A 2,309-nucleotide genomic window follows, 5' to 3' on the forward strand; every position below is an offset into this window, starting at 1 on the left:
TCACCGTTTTCAACAGGCCCGTCTTTTGGTTCAACTATAGCGTGTTCGTTTCTAAGTTCTTCCAGGCGGTTGTTGACGTAATTCAGAACTACTTCATCCTGTTTTGGAACTTTAAGGTCAAGATTTTCATAGTCTCGGATTTTTACCTCGGGGTCTCTGTGAAGCTTCACCTCAATTACGGCACCTTCACCTTCCATCTTTTGCTCAGTGATTACTGCGGGAACCAAAATCTTTTCGTCCTTCAATTCTTCTTCAATTTTATCGGAAAGAACTTCGAGAACCATTTCTTCAAAGCTCTCCGCCAAGAAATTTCTTACAATACTTAGCGGAACCTTGCCTTTTCTGAACCCAGGTATAGTGTATTGTTGATTTACGTATCTTGCAACATCATTTTCTGCCTTCCGTATTTCTTCCGAATCAAAAGCAAAGAGAAATGTCTCGACATTCTCTTCTTTTTTAACGAAGCTTTTCTCCACCAGAAACTACCTCCATTCACCTTGAATTAATATTTTTGCCGTCTAATTATACGTATCCAAATGAATTTCACGGTTAATGAGATGTTATAATTGAAAATTCATCATCGGAGCTGGATCAACTCATACTCCAGATTGTCCGGATCAATTACAACAACAGTCGGTTTACCCGTGAGATAGCCGCAAGACTCCCCTGGATTTATGATAACAGGCCTTGAATTCAACCTGATATCAAGATGATGCGTATGTCCGTAGAAAAGGAAATCCGTGATTACCGCTCCGCTTAATCCAAAAGGTTCGTGCATTAAGACTACCGAGCGACCATGAATTTTGATCTCTGCGGGCCCCTTTATCAGAGAGCTACCAAGAATGTTCTTCAGCCCGACAATCTCTCCGTCGTTGTTTCCTAATGCCACGTGTAGTTCACCTTTGAATCTTGTCAGTGCCTTTGCGGCAAAGGGGGACACAAGGTCTCCGCAGTGAATAAGAACCTCGACATCTCGGTCAACAGCAATCTCTACGGACTCCGAAATTCTTGGCATATTATCATGGGAATCGGACATAATCATCCACTTCAGCGCTCTCACCCCTTGATGGTTTCACTTTGTTGAAAAGTTATGGCAGATCAAATACAATTATAACTGCACGCGACCTGAAGAACAAAGGTTTCCTATCTGAGCGTGCCGGAGGTTTAATTGAATAACAATAAACTGGTAGTTCGCTTCTGTTGTGGAGGTTTTCTGCGGTTTCTATCCCACCAGGAAAGTGCTACAGCAATAGAACGGACAATCAAAAGATCGGGATTGCCTGTAGCGTATACCCAGGGATTTCACCCGAGAATTAAGATCAGTTTTTCACCGGCCTTGCCAACGGGAGTGATGAGTCTCGCTAATTACGTCCTTCTCGAAACCGATAAACTCAGTCAGAACGTGGTGAATCTGCTGAACTCTGTTTCCAACTTCACTATCAGAGCTTTAAAGGCCTGGTATTTGCCCCGTGACTATGCGAAGATTGATGATTTATTAGATTCTTATAGAACAGCATTAATTCTTCCTAAAAGGAGTTATTACCCAGAGCGATTTGATGCTAGTGCAATAGTCACCAAGAAAACAAAGAGCGGATATAAGAAATACAATGCTGGAGAAGTGTTTATGGATCTTTCAGTTACCTCCCTTAGAACAGTCCATGTGGTAAAATATTCCCAGCCGATAGAGTCGATGGTTACAGCGGAGGAAATTCTTAAGATATTATCTAAAGAAGGCACCGCTTCTTACGAAGGGGTAATTGCATTTGTGGAAGATGGAATGGTCAATGGTAGATCTACTTCAGATATTCTGGATGAAATAGGAGGGATATGATATGTCCGGGCACAACAAATGGGCGAATATCAAGCACAGGAAGGGCGCGCAAGACGCAAAGAGATCAAAGGTCTTCACGAAAATTATCAGAGAACTTATGGTCTCGGCAAGAGAGGGTGGGTCAGATCCTAATACAAACACTTCTCTTCGAAGTGCCATAGAAAAAGCCAGGTCTGCAAACATGCCAAAAGACACCATGGAAAAGGCAATCAAGAAAGGCGCGGGTGAACTCGAAGGTCAATCGTTCTCCGAGGCTCTTTATGAAGGGTACGCTCCGGGAGGAGTAGCGCTTCTTATTAGATGTCTTACCGACAATAAGAACAGAACGGCCCAAGAGATAAGACACACCCTTTCCAAGTATGGTGGATCAATGGCGGAAAGCGGAGCAGTCAGCTGGATGTTTGAAAGAAAGGGAGTTATAACCGTAGCAAAGGAGCAGATTTCTGATCTCGAGGAGTTTCAACTTCTTGCCATCGAG

At 43.1% G+C, this 2,309-nt stretch carries 4 protein-coding genes; 2 read left to right on the forward strand and 2 right to left on the reverse strand.

Going from position 1 to position 2,309, the window contains the following annotated elements:
- Together BG32_RS14870 and BG32_RS14875 are read right to left on the reverse strand one after the other, a co-directional pair.
- Positions 1-476: trigger factor family protein (locus BG32_RS14870; protein ID WP_220660351.1), on the reverse strand; the 476-nt coding region annotated here is incomplete at its 3' end.
- Positions 477-577: 101 nt separating this feature from the next.
- Positions 578-1,036 (reverse strand): YfcE family phosphodiesterase, encoded by a 459-nt coding sequence (locus BG32_RS14875; RefSeq protein WP_006492297.1) that lies wholly within the window; start codon positions 1,034-1,036, stop codon positions 578-580.
- Between the two features lie 132 nt (positions 1,037-1,168).
- Between BG32_RS14875 and BG32_RS14880 the strand changes: the two genes are divergently transcribed.
- Both BG32_RS14880 and BG32_RS14885 read left to right on the forward strand, forming a co-directional pair.
- Positions 1,169-1,831, forward strand: coding sequence for a TIGR03936 family radical SAM-associated protein (locus BG32_RS14880; protein ID WP_006492299.1), 663 nt, complete (start codon positions 1,169-1,171; stop codon positions 1,829-1,831).
- A gap of 1 nt (position 1,832) precedes the next feature.
- On the forward strand, positions 1,833-2,309 hold a 477-nt coding region (locus tag BG32_RS14885), incomplete at its 3' end, for a YebC/PmpR family DNA-binding transcriptional regulator (protein WP_121527065.1).

The organism is Mesotoga sp. HF07.pep.5.2.highcov, from assembly GCF_003666285.1.
Lineage (GTDB): Bacteria > Thermotogota > Thermotogae > Petrotogales > Kosmotogaceae > Mesotoga > Mesotoga prima.

Excerpts from the sequence above, each read along its gene's own strand:
- BG32_RS14875 (WP_006492297.1), bottom strand. The coding sequence starts at position 1,036 with ATGTCCGATTCCCATGATAATATGCCAAGAATTTCGGAGTCCGTAGAG.